This is a genomic window from Novacetimonas hansenii (genome assembly GCF_014843995.1).
Lineage (GTDB): Bacteria > Pseudomonadota > Alphaproteobacteria > Acetobacterales > Acetobacteraceae > Novacetimonas > Novacetimonas hansenii.
Window position 1 is genome coordinate 2,669,218 of the sequence record NZ_CP062147.1, and the last position, 17,776, is coordinate 2,686,993.

The 17,776-nt window shown below is 63.6% G+C and carries 15 protein-coding genes; 5 read left to right on the forward strand and 10 right to left on the reverse strand.

Going from position 1 to position 17,776, the window contains the following annotated elements; all coding sequences use genetic code 11:
- Window position 1: 1 nt before the first annotated feature.
- The 4 genes from thiS to glmU are packed head-to-tail and all read right to left on the reverse strand — an operon-like array spanning window position 2 to window position 4,485.
- Window positions 2-199 (reverse strand): sulfur carrier protein ThiS, encoded by a 198-nt coding sequence (gene thiS, locus IFJ82_RS11655; RefSeq protein WP_192264681.1) that lies wholly within the window; start codon window positions 197-199, stop codon window positions 2-4.
- A 24-nt stretch (window positions 200-223) separates the two neighbouring features.
- Window positions 224-1,213 carry an FAD-dependent oxidoreductase gene (locus IFJ82_RS11660; protein WP_075594946.1) on the reverse strand — a complete coding sequence of 330 codons (990 nt, stop codon included), beginning with the start codon at window positions 1,211-1,213 and terminating at the stop codon, window positions 224-226.
- 54 nt (window positions 1,214-1,267) lie between these two features.
- On the reverse strand, window positions 1,268-3,091 hold the full coding sequence (gene glmS / locus IFJ82_RS11665; protein ID WP_192264683.1) for a glutamine--fructose-6-phosphate transaminase (isomerizing): 1,824 nt from the start codon (window positions 3,089-3,091) through the stop codon (window positions 1,268-1,270).
- Window positions 3,091-4,485, reverse strand: a complete 1,395-nt coding sequence (glmU, locus tag IFJ82_RS11670) for a bifunctional UDP-N-acetylglucosamine diphosphorylase/glucosamine-1-phosphate N-acetyltransferase GlmU (protein ID WP_408901714.1) — start codon at window positions 4,483-4,485, stop codon at window positions 3,091-3,093. The genes glmS and glmU overlap by 1 nt, the downstream gene beginning before the upstream one ends.
- A gap of 72 nt (window positions 4,486-4,557) precedes the next feature.
- On the opposite strand from glmU, the gene IFJ82_RS11675 reads away from it, so the two are divergent.
- Complete coding sequence (locus IFJ82_RS11675) at window positions 4,558-5,235, forward strand: HAD-IA family hydrolase (RefSeq protein WP_225578656.1); 678 nt, start codon at window positions 4,558-4,560, stop codon at window positions 5,233-5,235.
- 145 nt (window positions 5,236-5,380) lie between these two features.
- Here the strand turns inward: IFJ82_RS11675 and gyrB are convergent, their stop codons facing one another.
- The 6 genes from gyrB to mutM all read right to left on the reverse strand — a co-directional run bounded on the left by gyrB (window position 5,381) and on the right by mutM (window position 13,405).
- On the reverse strand, window positions 5,381-7,849 hold the full coding sequence (gyrB, locus tag IFJ82_RS11680; protein WP_225578657.1) for a DNA topoisomerase (ATP-hydrolyzing) subunit B: 2,469 nt from the start codon (window positions 7,847-7,849) through the stop codon (window positions 5,381-5,383).
- Window positions 7,850-7,947: 98 nt separating this feature from the next.
- A complete protein-coding gene (gene recF / locus IFJ82_RS11685) occupies window positions 7,948-9,072 on the reverse strand; it encodes a DNA replication/repair protein RecF (RefSeq protein WP_192264687.1) in 1,125 nt (374 codons plus the stop codon).
- 25 nt (window positions 9,073-9,097) lie between these two features.
- A complete protein-coding gene (gene dnaN / locus IFJ82_RS11690; RefSeq protein WP_075624171.1) occupies window positions 9,098-10,222 on the reverse strand; it encodes a DNA polymerase III subunit beta in 1,125 nt (374 codons plus the stop codon).
- A 111-nt stretch (window positions 10,223-10,333) separates the two neighbouring features.
- The gene (dnaA, locus tag IFJ82_RS11695; RefSeq protein ID WP_062808737.1) at window positions 10,334-11,788 is read right to left on the reverse strand and encodes a chromosomal replication initiator protein DnaA; all 1,455 of its coding nucleotides are present in this window, start codon (window positions 11,786-11,788) and stop codon (window positions 10,334-10,336) included.
- A 377-nt stretch (window positions 11,789-12,165) separates the two neighbouring features.
- Window positions 12,166-12,435 (reverse strand): 30S ribosomal protein S20, encoded by a 270-nt coding sequence (rpsT, locus tag IFJ82_RS11700; protein WP_003618383.1) that lies wholly within the window; start codon window positions 12,433-12,435, stop codon window positions 12,166-12,168.
- A gap of 103 nt (window positions 12,436-12,538) precedes the next feature.
- Window positions 12,539-13,405: a bifunctional DNA-formamidopyrimidine glycosylase/DNA-(apurinic or apyrimidinic site) lyase gene (gene mutM / locus IFJ82_RS11705; protein WP_040510507.1), complete on the reverse strand. Its 867-nt coding sequence runs from the start codon at window positions 13,403-13,405 to the stop codon at window positions 12,539-12,541.
- Window positions 13,406-13,434: 29 nt separating this feature from the next.
- Here mutM and IFJ82_RS11710 point away from each other — a divergent pair, with 29 nt between their 5' ends.
- From IFJ82_RS11710 to IFJ82_RS11725, 4 genes are all read left to right on the forward strand, one after another.
- Window positions 13,435-14,241 (forward strand): class I SAM-dependent methyltransferase, encoded by an 807-nt coding sequence (locus tag IFJ82_RS11710; protein WP_040510505.1) that lies wholly within the window; start codon window positions 13,435-13,437, stop codon window positions 14,239-14,241.
- A gap of 13 nt (window positions 14,242-14,254) precedes the next feature.
- A complete protein-coding gene (gene coaBC, locus IFJ82_RS11715; RefSeq protein ID WP_192264689.1) occupies window positions 14,255-15,556 on the forward strand; it encodes a bifunctional phosphopantothenoylcysteine decarboxylase/phosphopantothenate--cysteine ligase CoaBC in 1,302 nt (433 codons plus the stop codon).
- Entirely contained in the window at window positions 15,553-16,050 is a 498-nt protein-coding gene (gene dut, locus IFJ82_RS11720) for a dUTP diphosphatase (protein WP_075632090.1), read from the forward strand. Before coaBC ends, dut begins: the two co-directional genes overlap by 4 nt.
- A 74-nt stretch (window positions 16,051-16,124) precedes the next feature.
- Window positions 16,125-17,768 (forward strand): ABC transporter permease, encoded by a 1,644-nt coding sequence (locus IFJ82_RS11725; RefSeq protein WP_408901715.1) that lies wholly within the window; start codon window positions 16,125-16,127, stop codon window positions 17,766-17,768.
- Window positions 17,769-17,776 lie beyond the last annotated feature (8 nt).

Sequence of the window (17,776 nt, forward strand, 5' to 3'; positions counted from 1 at the left end):
CCTATCCCCCCTGCATCGGGGCCAGGATTTCCACCCGGCACCCTTCGTGAAGCGCATGTGCGCCACGCCGGGCCGCCGCGACGAAATCACCATCGACGGCAGTGGCAACACAGGCGCCGCCATAGCCGAGTTCATGCAGCAGGGCGTCGAGCGTCCGCACGCCAACGTCATGAACTTCCTCATTTACAAGGATCTTCATCCGCATTCTCCTCGTAGTGCGTGGTCAGGGGCCAAATACGATGTCCGCCGCCTCGCGCGCTCTGACCGGGGACAGTAAGAAGCCGTGGCGGTACATGCCATTCACATAAATTCGCTTACCATCACGCCGGACGGCAGGCATGTTGTCAGGATATGACGGGCGAAGGCCGGTTCCGGTTTCCAGTATTTCCGCCTCGCCAAAGGCCGGATGCAGGGCATAGGCCGCCCCCAGAAGTTCCACCATCGAACGCAGCGTCATGCCACCGGCATTTTCACTCTCGATCATCGTTGCCCCCACCATGAACACATGTTCGGCACGCGGAACGATGTAAACCGGGATGCGCGGATGCAGCATGCGCACCGGCCGCGACAGCGTGATATCGCGACAGCGCAGCAGCAGCATCTCGCCCCGCACACCGCGCATGTCGGGCATCACATCGCGCGCGGCAATGCCGGTGCAATCCACGATCCAGTCATACGCACCCGCATCATAGGACATCGGTGCATTGCACACGATCCGGCCGCCAAGGGACTCCACCTTGCGGCCCAGCGCCAGCAGCGCGTCACGCGGGTTGACGTGACCTTCATGTTCAAAAAACAGGGCGCGGGAAAAACGATCCGCAAGTTCGGGCTCCAGTTGCGCGATTTCCGCCTCCCCGATCGTGCGGAAATGGGACGTGCGGCGCCCGAAACGCGCAATTTCCCCCACATCGCGCGCAGGGGCGAGGACCAGCGTGCCATTACGCACCACCTGGGGCACATGCGCATCCCACCAGTCCAGCGAGGATAACGACTGCTCCGTTACCTCTGGTGTGGCGGACTCCGCCTCGCACCATGGGGCGAGCATCCCGCCCGCCTTCCATGACGCGCCAGAACCAATGCGTGGTCCGCGCTCATGCACCACCACGCGCGCGCCACGTTCAGCCAGGGTCACGGCGGCCGTCATGCCCGACACACCCGCGCCCAGCACCAGAACGGACGGCCCATGGGCTGATGGGGGGGATGGAGCAGGCATGTGCGACGATGGTGACATCGGCTAAATCCTTGATCTGTCGTGGTGGTGCGAACGCTATTCCACCGTGACCGATTTGGCGAGGTTGCGGGGCTGGTCCACGTCCGTCCCCTTCAGCAGCGCCACTTCATAGGCAAGCATCTGCACCGGGATGGTCTGTACGATGGGGGCGGTGAACTCGTCCACGGTGGGGACTTCCACCACCACCTCGGCCAGGTCTCGCAGGCGGGGCGCGCCCTGCGTATCGGTAAAGACCAGCAGTCGCCCGCCACGCGCCCGGGCTTCCTGCAGGTTCGACAGCGTCTTGTCGAACAGGCGGCCAGACGGCACGGTCGCGACCACCGGTACCGTGCGGTCGATCAGGGAAATGGGGCCATGCTTCATCTCGCCCGCGGCATAGGCTTCCGCATGGATATAGGTGATCTCCTTAAGCTTTAGCGCCCCTTCGAGTGCGACCGGAAAGGAAGATCCCCGCCCCAGATACAAAACATCACTCGCCTCCGCGACGATCGCGGCCATGCGGCGGATGGCATCGCGCTGTGCGAACACCTCGTTCGCCCGACTTGGCAGGTCAAGCAGGGCCATGACCATCCGCTCCTCCGCCGCCGCGTCCAGATGCCCGCGCGCCCGGCCCAGTGCAACCGTCAGGCAGGCAAGGACCGAAAGCTGCGCCGTGAATGCCTTGGTGCTCGCGACCGAGATTTCAGGCCCTGCCACCGTACCCAGCACCGCGTCACTTTCGCGCGCCATGGTGCTCTGCTCCACATTGAGGACAGAGACGATATGCTGTTGCGCCGCCCGCATCCCGCGCAGGGCGGCAAGCGTGTCGGCCGTCTCCCCCGATTGGGAAATCAGCAGCCCCAGCCCGCCGGGCACCAACGGCGGGTCGCGATAACGCATCTCGCTTGCGACATCGATATCGACCGGCAGGCGCGCGTACTGCTCCAGCCAGTAACGCCCGATCATCGCGGCATAAAAGGCGGAACCACACGCCGTCATCACCGCACGCGGGACGGCGGCAAGGTCAAAGGGCAGGTCCGGCATCACGACACGCCGCGTCGCCGGATCAATCAGGCGTTGCAGAGTCTGCCCGATCACGACGGGATGTTCGTGCAGTTCCTTTTCCATATAGTGGCGATACCCGTCCTTGCCCACCGATCCCGCGATCAGCGCGGTGGTTCGGATGGGACGCGTGACGGCCCTGCCCTCCATGTCAAAAAACTCTGCCCCGCCGGGCGTTACGATGGTCCGGTCCCCGTCATCCAGATAGGCAATCCGGCGCGTCAGCGGCGCAAGCGCCAGGCTGTCGGAACCAAGGAACATTTCGTCCTCGCCAAATCCCACCACCAACGGCGCGCCATGGCGGGCGCCGATGACCATGCCGTCATGTCCGGCAAAGATCATCGCCAGCGCATACGCCCCTTCCAACCGCTTCAGCGTTTCATGCGCGGCATCACGCGGGGAAAGGCCACGACGCAGGTGATAGTCAATCATCTGCGCGATCGTCTCGCTATCGGTCTCGGTGGAGAAAACCTGTCCCGCGGCCTCAAGTTCGCGGCGCAATTCCTCAAAATTCTCGATGATACCATTATGGACGACCGACACGCGTTCGGTGCCGTGCGGGTGGGCGTTGTTTTCGGTCGGCGCCCCATGTGTGGCCCAGCGCGTATGCCCGATTCCCGTCACCCCCGGCAGGGGCACACGCGCCAGCACAGTGGCGAGGTGGTCAAGTTTCCCCGCCGCGCGACGGCGGTCCACCTGCCCGTTTTCCAGCGTCGCGATACCCGCCGAATCGTATCCGCGATATTCAAGGCGGCGCAGCGCATCGAAAATGACCGGGGTGGCTGGGTTCCTGCCAACGACACCGACAATGCCACACATCAGCCACGCTCCTTCGCTGCCTTGAGCCGGTCGCGGAAGGTCCTTGCGTATCCGGCCCTGTTTTCCTGCTTTGCCCGCCCGAACGCCATGGCGTCATCCGGCACATCATCCGTAATCACGCTGCCCGCCGCAGTGAGCGTCCCCGCACCCAGTGTCACCGGTGCGACAAGGATCGAATCCGACCCGACAAAACTGCCTTCCCCAATGATGGTCGTATGTTTGAACACGCCATCGTAATTGCACGTGATGGTGCCTGCGCCGATATTGCTGCGCGCGCCAACCTGCGCATTGCCAAGGTAGGTCAGGTGATTGGCCTTCGCCCCCTCACCCAGCGTCGTGGCCTTGAGTTCGACAAAGTTGCCGACATGCGCATGCGCGCCCACGTCGCTGCCGGGACGCAGGCGGGCATAGGGTCCGATCAGCGCACCGTGCCTGACAACACATCCCTCCAGGTGGGAGAACGACCGCACCTCCACATCGCGTTCCACCGTGACACCGGGGCCGAACACGACATGGGGATGGATGACCACGTCCGGCGCCAGCACGGTATCGGCGCACAGGAACACCGTATCGGGGGCAACCAGGGTCACGCCCTTTTCCATGGCGGCGTGGCGCAGGCGCTGCTGCACGCTGGCTTCCGCCACCGCGAGTTCGGCGCGCGAATTGATGCCACGCAGTTCATCTTCCGCCGCCACGACGGCGCGCACACCCACCCCATCGGCCACGGCCTGCGTCACCACGTCGCCGAGGTAGTATTCGCCCTGCGCATTGTCATTGCGCACGGCGTCCAGCCACCGGCGGAAATCGTGCGCATCGGCGCACAGCACACCCGCATTGCACAGGTCGATCGCACGTTCGTCCGGCGTGGCATCGGCCCATTCGACAATCCGCACCACTTCGTCGCCCTGTGTCACGACACGGCCATAACGTCCCGGATTGGCAGGCCGCATCGCCAGCAGCGCCAGCCCCACACCGGGAAGCCTGCGGCACGCCAGCAGATCGCGCATGGTCTGCGCGGTAATCAGCGGATTGTCCCCATACAGGACGGCGACATCACCCGTGCCAAAATATGCCTGCGCCTGAAGGGCCGCATGCGCGGTGCCAAGACGGTCGGCCTGCACCACCGCGACATGCGGCGCGGCAAGGGCTGCGACCTCCTCCATCCCCGGACCGATCACCACGACAATGCGGTCAAACACCTGTTCAGCATTATCAAGCAGGTGGCGCAGCATCGGCCGTCCCGCCAGAGGATGCATGACCTTGGGATGTTCCGAACGCATGCGCGTGCCCCGCCCTGCGGCAAGGATGACCGCCGTGGCAGGACGGGATAGGGAAGACGAGGGGGAGGAGGGAATGGTGCTCATGACTTTTTGCGGGTAGCCCCCGCCCGGCAGACCTGTCAAACCCAGAGAGGAACAAGATACCATCACTTAGATTTTCCGATTGCTACCACCGAGGAGTGCCGGATGCCTGCCCTTCCCCCCCGCCTGGCGGTTTTCGACATGGACGGCACGCTGATCGACAGCCTGCCGGACCTTGCTGCCTGCGCCTGTCGCCTGCTGCGCCATTACGGCCTGCCCCCCATCACGCCCGACATTCTGCGCCCCATGATTGGCGACGGCGTCGGCATTCTGGTGCGCCGCCTGCTGGCGCATGCGGGCGACGGTGCGCGCGATATCGACCCTGACGAGGCCGTCAGCCACTACATGGCGGACTATACCCCACATTCGACCGACCTGTCGCATCCCTTCACCGGCACCCGCGCCACTTTATCAAGCCTCAGGGGCGCCGGATGGAAACTTGCGGTCTGCACCAACAAACCGGTGGCGGCGGCACAGCATATCCTGCAGGTCATGAAACTCGCCCCCTGGTTCGATGCAGTGGGCGGTGGCGACAGTTTTGCCGTGCGCAAGCCTGACCCGCGGCACCTGCTGGACACGATCGCCATGGCCGGGGGCGTGCCGCAACGCGCAATCATGGTGGGCGACCACCGTAACGACATCGCCGCAGCGACGGGCGCACATGTTCGCGGCATTTTTGCACGATGGGGATATGGCATGCCCGAAATGGAGGCCGGGGCAACGGCGGGCGCGGATTCCATTTCCGAAATCCCGCACATTGCCCGGGACCTGATCCCCGAATAAGGCCATCACGTCGCTTTCGCACCGTGAATTCATGAAATCTCTGGCGAAGTTTTTTTCACGAAGCTTCGGAGATGCCACCCCTCTGGCAAAAGGCGGCCCCCCCCAATTTTCATGATTTCCCGATGCGTGACGCGCACCCACCCCATCAGACGTCGAGGTTGGCAACCTTCAGGGCGTTCCCCACGATAAAATCGCGCCGGGGTTCAACCACATCGCCCATCAGCGTAGAGAACACCTGCGCCGCGTTTTCCACATCGCCCACCCGCACCTGCAGCAGGGTGCGCATGGCGGGATCAAGCGTGGTTTCCCACAACTGCGCGTCATTCATCTCGCCCAGTCCCTTGAACCGGTTGATCGACAGGCCGCGCCGCCCCTGCGCGATAATACGTTCATAAACCGAGGCCGGGCCATCAAGCGCTATGGTCTGGCTGTCGAGGGACAGTTCCACCTTGCTGTCGAAATCGGTTGCGATGCGCCCATGATGCTCCGCCAGCCAGCGGACTTCGGCACTGCGCAGGGAGGCGGGATCAAGACGATAGACCTCGCCCACGCCACGCACGCTACGCGCCATTTCCAGCCCGTCGGCACTTGCCGCGACCTTCCAGCCACGCTCCGATTCCATGGAGACGGCATCCAGACGCGATTGCAATGCAATGACACGTTCGGGCGTGGCCGCCGGATTGGCCGACAGCGCACCCGCGATCGCCGCCTGTTCCAGAACCCAGACCGGGGCACGCACCGCAAGGCGCGACAGCGCGCGCGCCACGTCACGGATAAAGGCAACATCGGTATGGATTGCCTCCCCCGTGACTTCGCGCCCGTCGCCGTAACGCAGGGTCGCATGCGCCAGCGCCTTGTCGAGCAGATATTGCTCCAGCGCCGCATCATCCTTGAGATACCGTTCGTCATTACCACGCTTGGCGCGGTACAGCGGCGGCTGCGCGATATAGAGATAGCCGTTTTCAATCAGTTCGGGCATCTGGCGGAAAAAGAACGTCAGCAGCAGCGTGCGGATGTGTGAGCCGTCGACATCGGCGTCGGTCATGATGACGATGCGATGGTAACGCAGCTTCTCGATTGAAAAGCCGCCATGCTCCACATCACCACGCCCGATGCCCGTGCCCAGCGCGGTAATCAGCGTGCCGATTTCCGCCGACCCCAGCATACGGTCAAAGCGCGCGCGCTCCACATTCAGGATCTTGCCCTTCAGCGGCAGGATCGCCTGGAAACGCCGGTCACGCCCCTGCTTGGCCGTTCCCCCTGCCGAGTCTCCCTCCACGATGAACAGTTCGGATTTGGCAGGGTCACGTTCCTGGCAATCGGCAAGCTTCCCCGGAAGAGAGGAGATGTCGAGCACCCCCTTGCGCCGCGTCAATTCCCTTGCGCGCCGCGCCGCTTCACGTGCGGCGGCGGCATCCATCACCTTTGCGACAATCTGGCGCGCTTCCTTGGGATGGGTTTCAAACCAGTGGGAGATCATGTCGGCGGCGGCGGCATGCACAACGGGCTGCACCTCCGACGACACCAGCTTGTCCTTGGTCTGTGACGAGAATTTGGGATCTGGCACCTTGACCGACAGCACCGCCGTCAGGCCCTCGCGCATGTCTTCCCCCGCAAGGGCGTGGGAATCCTTCTTGGAGGCATTCGCCTCCGCATAGCGGCCAACGATGCGTGTCAGGGCCTGGCGGAAACCCGCAAGATGCGATCCGCCGTCGCGCTGCGGAATATTGTTGGTGAAGCACAGCATCGTTTCATGGAAACTGTCATTCCATGTCAGGGCGAATTCGACCTTGATGCCATTATCATCATTCTGGAGGCTGCCGGTAATCGGTGGTTCCACAATCGGGGTCTTGCCATGGTCCAGCCATTCGACAAAGGCGCTCAGGCCGCCTTCATAATGAAACGCTTCCTCCCGCACCGGGGTATGGCGTTCGTCACGCAGGATGATGGCCAGCCCGGAATTGAGGAAGGCCAGTTCGCGCAGCCGGCGCTCCAGCACGGAAAACTGGAATTCCACAATGGCGAAGGTCTCGGCACTCGGCTTGAACGTGACCTGTGTGCCACGCGGTTCGTCACTGTCCCCCACCACGCTGAGCGGCGCATCGCGTTCGCCCGCGCGAAAGCGGATCATATGTTCCTGCCCGTTACGCCAGATCCGCACCTCCATCCATTCGGACAGGGCATTGACGACCGCGGCCCCCACGCCGTGCAGGCCCCCTGATACCTTGTAGGAATTCTGGTTGAACTTGCCGCCTGCATGCAGCTTCGTCAGGACAACTTCCGCCGCGCTGATCCCTTCCTCATGATGCATGTCGGTGGGAATGCCACGACCATTGTCTCGCACGGTGACGCTGCCGTCACCATTAAGCGTCACGATACAGGTGGTCGCATAACCGGCCTGCGCCTCGTCCACTGCATTGTCGATGATCTCGAACGCCATGTGGTGCAGGCCGGAACCGTCATCGGTGTCACCGATATACATGCCCGGACGCTTGCGCACCGCGTCCAGTCCCTTGAGAACCGATATGGAAGCCGCATCATAATCCGCACCTGTGACGGGAATTTCCTCCCCCTCGGCATCGTGTTTCTGATCGGGATTGGATGGGTCAGACATGCCGGACAGATGCTCCACAACAGGGTCACGCGTTGAGCATGTGTTATACATCGAACACGCCCCTGTAACCAAGCTTTCCCCTTCATAAATCGGGGGAATCAGGGATTCGGGAGCAGAGCGCCTTCACGGGGCATGACGAAGGCGGCCTGATCGCGCAAAGGCCCGAACTGCGCCGCGTCCGTACCGCTGAGCATTACCGTCGTATCCAGCCGCCCGATGGCGCGGAACAGCGCATTGCGCCGGACCTCGTCCAGATGCACCAGCGGTTCGTCAAGGAGGATCAGCGGCGCCTGCCCACGCGCCCGCGCGATCAGGCGGGCATGCGACAGCACGACACCAACCAGCATTGCCTTTTGCTGTCCCGTGCTTGACTGCGCCGCACCGCGTCGCGTGGCGCGGTCATGCATGTGCAGGTCGGTGCGATGCGCGCCAAGGAAGGCGCTGCCCCGCGCGCGGTCGCGCTGCCGGGAGGCCGCAAGCTGTTCGCGCAACCAGTCCTCCACCGCCAGGGCGGGCATGTGGCGCAGATGCTGCGCGATTTCGCTTTCCAGTGTCAGCACGGTTGCGGGAAACCCGTCACACAATGCGGCATCATCACCATTGAGCAGGGCCACCAGCCCTGCACGCGCCGCCGTGGCGGCAACGCCATGACGCGCCATCGCATCCTCCAGCGCGGACAGCCATGCGCCATCCCCCCCACCCGACAGCAAAAGCCGGTTGCGCTGCATCATTGCATGGTCATGGGCGGCCAGTTCGCGCGCATGCCCCGGCTCCATCGCCAGGACAAGGCGATCCAGGAAACGGCGACGCCCCGCCGCCCCTTCCTGAAACAGGCGATCCATCTGTGGTGTCAGCCAGACGGCGGACAGGAAATCGGAAACACGGGTGCGATTGCGCAATGCCTCCCCATCAAGGCGCACGACACGACGGTCGGGCCGCGCCGGATCAGACCCCACAGCAAGGTCGCGCATCCCGGCCTCAACCCCGTCGGGCACGTCAATGCGGGCCGCGATGCCCCAACGTGTGCCGCCATGACGCGGCAGGTCGGCCACACGCGCGCCACGCAACCCACGTCCAGGCAGCAGAAGGGAGACGGATTCAAGAAGGTTGGTCTTGCCACTGCCATTTTCGCCCACGATCACCGTGACCGGTGACGTGGGCGTCCATGACAGATGGCGGTAATTGCGGAAATCCGTCAGGACAAGCCGCGAAAGATGGGCCATACGCGCCCGGAAACCCGATGCGCGGTCAGACGCGCATCGGCATCAGCACATACAATGCCGAAGGACGGTCCACATCGCGCACGATGGTGGGGGCGGAACTGTCGGAAAACGCGAATTCGACGTTCTTTTCGATCTGGTCCGTAATATCGTTGAGATAACGCGCCTGAAAGCCGATTTCGATCGGGCTGGCGTCATACACGACATGGGTATCGTCAAGTTCTTCCGTCGCAGTGCCCTGATCCTGGCTGGCGGCGGACAGGGTCAGCAGATTCTGCGTCACCGCCAGCTTTACCGGGCGGGAACGTTCCTGGCTGATGGCGGCCACACGCGACACCGCGTCGGAAAATATCTTCTTGCCGACATGCAGGACCTTGTCATTGCCGGTGGGGATCACACGCTCATATTCAGGGAAAGTCCCATCAATCAGCTTTGACGTCAGGATCACGTTCCCCACGGTGAACTGGATACGTGTGTCGGACAGGGCAACGCCGATATGCTCCGGCCCTTCCTCAAGCAGCTTGCGCAGTTCATTCACGGTCTTGCGCGGGATGATGACGCCCGGCATGCCAGCCGCCCCGTCCGGCAGGTCGGTTTCCACGCGGGCAAGGCGATGGCCATCCGTCGCCACGGCGCGCAGCATCGGCCCCTGCGGGGTCTCTGCCACATGGAAATAGATGCCATTGAGGTAGTAGCGGGTCTCCTCCGTGGAGATGGCAAACCGGCTGCGGTCAATCAGCCCACGCAGCGCCTGCGACGCAATGGTGAAATCATGCGGCAGCGCACCGGCCATCATGGAGGGGAAATCATCCACGTCCAGCACATTCAGGCTGGTGCTGAACCGCCCCGCCCGCAGCGCAAGCGGCGCATCGCCGCCCGCCTGATCAAGTTCGACCACCGCCCCATCGGGCAGGCGGCGCACGATATCGCACAACACGGCCGCTGGCGCGGTTACGGCACCATCACGCAGGGTCTCCGCCGAGATCCCTTCCACCACCGCGATTTCCATGTCGGTGGCCGTCATGGTCATCAACCCGTCCGTGACGTTAATCAGGACGTTGGCAAGAATGGGGATGGTGTTACGCTTCTCAGCCACGCCCTGAATATGCAGCAGCGCCTTGAGCAGGGTCGCGCGATCAGCCTTCAGCTTCATGTGTAACAAATCCTCCTTGCCCGACGGCGCGGCCCGTTACAGGACGGCGTGATGGGGGCAATAAGTCTAGCAGCCTGACAGACATGCGAAAAGAGGGCGACAGGCGAAAAATCAGCTTTCGAGCATCCGGCGCAGAAGTTCGACATCCTCTGCAAAGGCGGGGTCCTGTTCCATCAGTTCCATCACCCGGCGCACGGCATAGATCACGGTGGTATGGTCACGATTGCCGAACTTGCGCCCGATTTCGGGCAGGGAACGCGATGTCAGCTGCTTTGACAGGAACATCGCCACCTGCCGGGGACGCGCAACAACGGTCGAACGCCGCGCCGAAGACATGTCCGTCAGCCGGATATTCCAGTGTTCGGCAACCTTGCGCTGTATTTCCTCGATCGTCACGCGACGGTTATTCGCCTTGAGGATGTCATGCAACACATCCTGCGTCGTCTCCAGCGTCACGGGACGACCGAACAGGTTGGCATGCGCAATCAGGCGGTTAAGCGCGCCCTCAAGCTCACGCACGTTGGATGTGATCTTATGCGCAAGGAATTCCAGCACCTTGGCGGGCACCTCAACCCCCGAGGCGGTGGCCTTCGCCTCCAGGATGGAGATACGCAGCTCGAACGTGGTGGCATGGATATCAGCCACCATTCCACAGCCAAGACGCGTGCGCAGGCGATCCTCCAGCCCCGACAGGTCAGAGGGCGACTTGTCCGCCGACACCACGATCTGCCGCCCGGCATCAACCAGCGCGTTGAAGGTGTGGAAAAATTCTTCCTGCGTATTGTCCTTGCCAATCAGGAACTGCAGGTCATCAATCATCAGGACATCGACTGAACGCAACTGCTCCTTGAATTCCATCGTCGATTGCGAACGGATGGCGGCGATGAAGCGGTACATGAACTTTTCAGCCGACATATACGCGACCGAGACACGCCCCTCCCGCACCAGTTCCGACCCGATCGCATGCATCAGGTGCGTCTTGCCCAGCCCGACACCACCATACAGGAACAGGGGGTTGAAGCCGGGGCTCGACGGGCGTTCGGCCACGCGACGGGCACAGGCATAGGCAAATTCATTGGGCTTGCCGACCACGAATGTATCGAACGTAAAACGCGGGTCAAGCGGGGCGGCGAGGTCGCTGCGCACCTCGGCAGTGCGGGGCTCCTCCACCACCACGGCATCCATGACGGGCATCGCAGGCGGGGTTGCGGCGGAAGGGGCACCGGATTCCGCGGCGGAGGCATCGCCATCCGCTGCGGGCGACGGGCCACGGGCGACCTGCAGTTCCACGCGCCGGATGGCCGGGATTTCCGCATGCCACAACGCGCCAAGCCGATCGCCATACTGCCCCCGGACCCAGTCGCGCAGAAAGCGCGTGGGCAGGTACAGGGTGATTTCGTCCTCGTCCACGGGCCCGACACCCATCTGCCTCAGCCAGGTGTTGTATTCCACCTCCCCGACCTCGGCCTTGAGGCGGGCGCAGATACGCGACCAATGGATGTCGAGAATGCTCTTCTGGGCATTCGCTTCGGCAACCTCGTCATATCCTTCCAGTCCGCCCGTCATCTTCACTCCCGGCCATTCAGGGACATGACAGTCCGCGCCCGCGAAATGCCTGTTCAACATTAAACACAACACCCCAACGCCTGCGGACACGTTCGCGTTTTCCGCGCCATGAATGCACGAAAACCCATGCGCCGATACCTCGACGCCCCAGCAGCATACCGATGAGGATGATCAGAAGTTAGTGCAGGGAATCGGAGGAAGCAACGGGAATCTGGCCGAAGGACGTTCAAAACCGAATCCGCGACAAAAACAGCAACACAAAAGAAGTAATCCACAAATAAAAAGGACCACATCATGCCGAAATGGCACGATGCAGTCCTGATCATTACACGAAAAATACTTTCTTCGTGCGGGCCGTCATTGATCCATTTAATGGATCAGGCCGCAGCCAGCGCCTTGATACGCGCGGACAGGCGCGAAATACGACGGGCAACAGTGTTGGCGTGCATGACACCCTTGCCGACTGCGCGCTGCAGTTCGGGCTGCGCCGCGCGCAGGGCGACGGACGCGTCTTCCTTCTTGCCGGCTTCGATCGCGGTCTCCACCTTCTTGACGAAGGTGCGCACGCGGGAAATGCGGGCGGTGTTGCGCGCGTTACGGCGCTCGGTCTGACGAATGCGCTTACGCGCTGATGCAGTATTGGCCATCGTTCTCAGTTCAGCAAAAAATCAGGTTACGGCGGTCCGCCACCCGATAGTTGCGGACATCCAGATATCAGGATGGCGGTCTAGTCCACACCCTCCCCATCCGTCAAGACAAGTCTTGCGTCACCGTCGCGGTTTCCTGCCGCCGGGGGCAGAAAAATGACGATCGCCCGGCCTGTACAATACGTTGCACGCCCGCGCATTGCGGCAGGCCGGGACAGTCGGGACATCCCTGCCCCTCACGGCCATAGACACGCCACGCATGCTGAAAATATCCCAGTTCCCCATCGGGCTTCACATAATCACGCAGACTCGACCCGCCCGCGGCGATCGCCTCGGTCAGGACATCGCGGATACTGGCAACCAGGGCCGCGCACTGTGCCTCATCAAGGCTTGCCCCCGCGCGTTCGGGATGCACGCCCGCACGAAACAGTGCTTCGGACACATAGATATTGCCCAGCCCTGCGACAACACGCTGATCCAGCAGCAACGCCTTGATCGGGCTGCGCCGCCCGCGCGCCGCACGGGCCAGGCCCACGGCGTCGAACCCGTTACCCAGCGGTTCGGGCCCCATGCGCGCAAGCAGCGGGTGCGACATGGCCGTCCCGGGCGCCAGCAGGTCCACGATGCCGAACCGCCGGGGGTCCACCAACCCGCAGCGCGCGCCCTGCACCGTGACGATAACCAGATGTTCATGCCGCGCGGCGGGCACGGTCGTGTCATGGCCCAGCACAACACGCCCTGACATCCCAAGATGCATCAGCAGCACCTGACCATCATCAAGATGGACGAGGATATATTTCCCCCGTCGTTCGAACCGCGCGATCACCCGCCCGCGCAGCGAGTCGCCCAGTCCGGGCGGAAATGGCCAGCGCAGCCCCTCGCGCAGGGGAGTGGCAGTGGCAATCTGGTGACCTTCGAGATGCAATCGCATCCCGCGCATCACAGTTTCTACTTCAGGGAGTTCCGGCATGACTGATTATAAGGTTATATCTCCCGATCATGAGCGACAATAGCCACCACACCCAATCCGCCCCATCCCCGTCCGCTGGCGCAGCACCAGGCGGCGCGCCCTCTGGCACGACTGATTTCGGTTTCCGCGACGTCCCGGTCACGGAAAAGAAATCCATGGTCCGCGAGGTCTTTGACAGTGTCGCGGGCAAATATGACATCATGAATGATGTCATGTCCCTGGGCATCCATCGGGCATGGAAAAAGATTTTCGTCACCGAACTTGGCCCACACCCGGACCTGCGCCTGCTCGACCTGGCGGGGGGAACGGGCGACATCTCGTTCGGCTGGCTGCGTGGGGGCGGGGGCCCTGCGATCCTGTCGGACATCAATGTCAGCATGCTGGCGGTCGGGCGCGACCGCGCCCTGTCGCGCGGCCTCGTCTCCGGCCTGAATTTCGTCGCCGTCGATGCCGAGGCCATTCCCATCGCGGACTGTTCCGTCGATCGTGTCTCCATCGCGTTCGGGCTGCGCAACTGCACGGATAAATTGCAGGTCCTGCGTGAGGCGCGGCGCGTGCTGCGGCCCGGCGGGCGGTTCCTGTGCCTCGAATTCTCACGCGTGCAGGTCGCGGCGCTGGCCCCGGTCTATGACGCATGGTCATTCCAGGTCCTGCCGCGCATGGGGGCGGCCATCGCGGGCGACCGCGAAAGTTACCAGTACCTTGCCGAAAGCATCCGCATGTTCCCCGATCAGGAGACACTTGCCGACATGATGCGCGAGGCCGGGATGGAACGCGTTTCCTACCAGAACCTGTCGGGTGGGATCGCGGCGATCCATTCGGGCTGGCGCATCTGAAGGGGACGGCCCGATGAAAGACGCGCGCCCGTCCGTCCTGCTGATTGTGTGCGGCGGGATCGCCGCGTTCAAGGCGCTGGAACTGGTCCGCCGCCTGACGGAACGGGGCGTGCGGGTGCGTACCATCCTGACACGTGCGGGCGCACGTTTCGTCACCCCCCTCAGCCTGCAGGCCCTGACGGGGGAGCGCGTGTCCGAAGAGCTGTTTTCCCTGACGGACGAACACGAAATGGGGCATATCGCCCTGTCACGGGGCAGCGACCTGATTGTCGTATGCCCTGCCACGGCCGACATGCTGGCGCGCATGGCCGCCGGCCTTGCCGATGACCTGGCAGGCGCGGTGCTGTTGGCGACAGACACACCCGTCATGGCCGTGCCCGCGATGAATGTCCGCATGTGGCTGCACCCCGCCACCCGCGCGAATGTCGCGACACTGGCCGCACGCGGCGTCACATTCGTCGGCCCGGAAGATGGCATGATGGCCTGTAACGAAACCGGACCGGGCCGGATGAGCGAACCGGCCATGATCGCCGACGCCATCATGGATGCCCTGCGCCCCGTCCAGCCCCCCGTCCACTTCCCCGTCCCGCGCCCTGCCCTGCGGCCGCTGCATGGCCTGCGCGCGCTGGTCACGGCAGGCCCGACCCACGAACCGATCGACCCGGTGCGCTACCTCGCCAACCGTTCATCCGGGCGGCAGGGATATGCGATTGCCGACGCACTGGCGCAGGCGGGGGCGGCGGTCACGCTGATCAGCGGGCCGACCATCCTGCCGCCCCCGCCGGGTGTTACGCTGCACCGGGTGGAAACGGCGGTGCAGATGCTGGCCGCCTGCGATGCCGCCATGCCGTGCGATATCGCTGTCTGCACCGCCGCCGTGGCCGACTGGCGCATCGCCACCCCCGTCACCAGCAAGATCAAGAAGACCCCTAGCGCGCCGCCGCCCTCGCTGGCGCTGGTACCCAATCCTGATATCCTGGCCCACATGTCGCGCCCCGGCCCGGCGCGTCCGCGCCTGGTGGTGGGCTTCGCCGCGGAAACCGACGACGTGCGCGACAATGCCGTAGCCAAGCGCAAGCGTAAGGGATGTGACTGGATCATTGCCAATGATGTCCGCGCGCAAACCGGCATCATGGGGGGTAATGAAAACGAGGTGACGTTGATCACCGCCACAGGTTCTGAACACTGGCCCCGGATGTCAAAGGACGCGGTGGCGTGCGGTCTTGTGCGCAGGATCACGGCGGCATTCGACATCGCACCCGACAGTCCCGGCACCGATACACCCGACCTTCCCCCTGATGGAGTCCCTGCATGAGCCCCCCCACCCTGCCCGTTCGTATCCGCCGCCTTGCGCATGCCGTGGGGCTGCCTCTACCTGCCTATGCGACACAGGGGGCGGCGGGGATGGACCTCGTGGCGGCCGTCAGCGCCCCCGTGACGATCTGGGCCGGGGGACGCGCCCTGGTGCCCACGGGCCTGTGCATTGCGCTGCCGGCGGGATACGAACTCCAGATCCGCCCGCGTTCGGGGCTTGCGCTTAAACACGGCATCACATTGCCCAATTCCCCCGGCACGATTGACGAGGATTATCGTGGCGAGATCGGCATCATCATGCTCAATACCGGCGAAGAACCTTTTGTGGTCGAACGTGGCATGCGCATCGCACAGGCCGTGCTGGCCCCGGTCGTGCGCGGCATGTGGGAAGAGTGCGAGACACTGGACGATACCGCGCGCGGTGCGGGTGGCTTTGGCAGCACGGGCACGGATACGGGCGTGACGGCGGGCGCGATACCGGGGACGACAGGGTGAACGAACCGCCCCTTCCCACCCACGGCCTGAGGGTCCGGCCCAACCTGTTCGACCTGGTCGGGCTTGTTATCCTGATGGGTTTCGCCGTGGCGCTGGCCACGGTGGGGCGGCACATGCTGGTGCCGCTGTCGCCCGCCACGGCGCAGGCCATCCACCTCGATCCGTCATGGCTGCCGGGCTATGCCCTGCGCACGACATTTCGGATGTTCGCCGCCCTGCTGGCGTCGGTGGTCTTTACCTTTACCTATGCCGTATGGGCGGCGAAAAGCCGTCGCGCGGGACAGATCCTTGTCCCGGTGCTCGATATCCTGCAATCCGTGCCGATCCTTGGGTTCCTGACCTTTACCGTGGTCTTTTTCCTTGGGCTTTTTCCCGGCCGGATGATGGGGGCCGAACTGGCCGCGATCTTTACGATCTTCACCAGTCAGGCATGGAACATGGCCTTCAGCATGTACCAGTCGCTGCGCACCGTGCCTGCCGACCTTGAAGAAGCCGCCCGCGGCTTCGGGTTGACGGCGTGGCAGCGCTTCTGGCGGCTGGAGGTTCCGTTCGCCATTCCCTCGCTGGTGTGGAACGCCATGATTTCCATGTCCGGCGGGTGGTTCATGGTCGTCTATTCCGAGACAATCACCGTGGGCAATACCGACATCGCCCTGCCAGGCATCGGGTCGTATGTCGGCACCGCCATCGCGCATCGCGACCTGCTGGCGATCCTGTATGCCATCGTAACCATGCTGGCGGTCATCCTTGCCTATGACCAGTTGCTTTTCCGCCCACTTGTCGCGTGGTCAGCACGCTTCAGCATCGAGGACACGCAGGGCGAGGCCGCACCCGACCCGTGGGTGCTGGCGCTGCTGCGCCGGACGTCCCTGCTGCGCCGCGCCAGCGACGCACTGGGACGGGCGCTGACCTTCATCGGCTGGTTACGCATCGGGCGCGCGCCCTCCGACGTTACGCCATCACATATGTCGGGCCGTATGCTCGATATCGCATGGTGGGCGTGCCTTGGCGGCTGCACCCTTGTCCTTGGGGGAAAAGTACTGACCTATGCCGCCGGGCATTTCACCGCATCACAGGTGTTCCAGGTCATGGGGCTGGGTGGCCTTACGTTGCTGCGTGTGCTGGTGACGCTGCTGGTGGCGTCGCTGATATGGGTGCCGGTGGGCATCTGGCTGGGCCTTGACGCCCGCCGGGCGCGCCGGGCGCAGTTCGTGGCGCAGTTCATGGCCGCCTTTCCCGCCAACCTGTTCTTTCCGCTGTTTGTGCTGTTCATCGTGCGCTTCCACCTCAACAGCAATATCTGGCTGACACCGCTGATGCTGCTGGGCACGCAGTGGTACATCCTGTTCAACATCGTGGCCGGGGCATCGTCCTATCCCACAGACCTGCTGGAGGCCGCGCGCAATTTCCAGGTACGCGGCACGTTATGGTGGATGCGCGTCATGTTGCCCGGTATCGTGCCGTTTTTCATCACCGGGGCGATCACCGCATCGGGCGGGGCATGGAATGCCGCCATCGCCACGGAAATGGCAAGCTGGGGCTCCACCACTTTGCGCGCGCAGGGCCTTGGCGCCTATATCGCGCAGGCGACGATCGACGGCGCGACCGACCGCGTGGGATTGGGAATGGTGGTCATGTCCCTGTTCGTCCTGCTGTTCAACCGTGCGGTGTGGCGTCCGCTGGCCAATTACGCCGCGCGCCACTTCACCTTCAACTGAAAGCACCA

Bases quoted from the DNA above. Each gene is read 5' to 3' on its own strand.
- dut (WP_075632090.1), top strand. From the start codon at position 15,553: ATGAGCCCCCCCACCCTGCCCGTTCGTATCCGCCGCCTTGCGCATGCC.
- IFJ82_RS11725 (WP_408901715.1), top strand. From the start codon at position 16,125: ATGGGTTTCGCCGTGGCGCTGGCCACGGTGGGGCGGCACATGCTGGTG.
- rpsT (WP_003618383.1), bottom strand. From the start codon at position 12,435: ATGGCCAATACTGCATCAGCGCGTAAGCGCATTCGTCAGACCGAGCGC.
- thiS (WP_192264681.1), bottom strand. From the start codon at position 199: ATGAAGATCCTTGTAAATGAGGAAGTTCATGACGTTGGCGTGCGGACG.
- mutM (WP_040510507.1), bottom strand. From the start codon at position 13,405: ATGCCGGAACTCCCTGAAGTAGAAACTGTGATGCGCGGGATGCGATTG.
- IFJ82_RS11660 (WP_075594946.1), bottom strand. From the start codon at position 1,213: ATGCCTGCTCCATCCCCCCCATCAGCCCATGGGCCGTCCGTTCTGGTG.
- dnaN (WP_075624171.1), bottom strand. From the start codon at position 10,222: ATGAAGCTGAAGGCTGATCGCGCGACCCTGCTCAAGGCGCTGCTGCAT.
- dnaA (WP_062808737.1), bottom strand. From the start codon at position 11,788: ATGACGGGCGGACTGGAAGGATATGACGAGGTTGCCGAAGCGAATGCC.
- IFJ82_RS11710 (WP_040510505.1), top strand. From the start codon at position 13,435: ATGAGCGACAATAGCCACCACACCCAATCCGCCCCATCCCCGTCCGCT.
- coaBC (WP_192264689.1), top strand. From the start codon at position 14,255: ATGAAAGACGCGCGCCCGTCCGTCCTGCTGATTGTGTGCGGCGGGATC.
- glmS (WP_192264683.1), bottom strand. From the start codon at position 3,091: ATGTGTGGCATTGTCGGTGTCGTTGGCAGGAACCCAGCCACCCCGGTC.
- recF (WP_192264687.1), bottom strand. From the start codon at position 9,072: ATGGCCCATCTTTCGCGGCTTGTCCTGACGGATTTCCGCAATTACCGC.
- IFJ82_RS11675 (WP_225578656.1), top strand. From the start codon at position 4,558: ATGCCTGCCCTTCCCCCCCGCCTGGCGGTTTTCGACATGGACGGCACG.
- gyrB (WP_225578657.1), bottom strand. From the start codon at position 7,849: ATGTCTGACCCATCCAATCCCGATCAGAAACACGATGCCGAGGGGGAG.